The sequence below is a fragment of the Roseateles sp. P5_E1 genome (genome assembly GCF_054049335.1).
Genome location: NZ_JBFUMN010000506.1, coordinates 1 through 511, shown reverse-complemented (window position 1 = coordinate 511; position 511 = coordinate 1). Strand labels below are relative to the sequence as shown.

Annotated in this window: 1 pseudogene; it reads right to left on the bottom strand. The window is 67.1% G+C overall.

From position 1 onward, the window contains the following. Positions 1-511, bottom strand: a pseudogene (locus ACXJKJ_RS32345) (ligand-gated channel); the annotation flags it as partial.

Sequence of the window (511 nt, the reverse complement as noted above, 5' to 3'; positions counted from 1 at the left end):
GTACAGGCTCTCGTTCAAGTCCATCGGGTAGGTGTGGTAGACCAGCCCGGCCTGCAGCGAGGACGCCTCATCGATCTGCCAGGTGGTCATGTTGCCGATCCAGGTGCTGCCCGGCTGCGGACGGCGTGCATCGATGGCCAGGTTGGCCGGATTGGCCGCGCGCGGGTCGTTGCGTATCTGGTCGCGGGTCAGGCGCCCGGGCGTTTCGTGATTGGTCTCGCGGTAGCGCACGAAGAAGCGGGTTTCCAGCTGCGGGGTGATCTGCCWGCCAAGGTTGGCCATCGCACCCTTGCCGTCGCCGCTGGCATGGCGCTGGTAGCCGTCGAACTCGGTATCGGTGTAGGCGAGGTAGTAGTCGACATCGCCGCTCACGCCGCCGTAGCCGACGCTGCGCTTCTGGTAGCCACGGCTGCCGGCTTCGTACTGCAGCTCCAGCCCGGCCGAATCGCGGCCGCTGCGGCTGATGTAGTTGATCGCACCGCCCAGTGCCAGCGCACCGCGCTCGAAACCG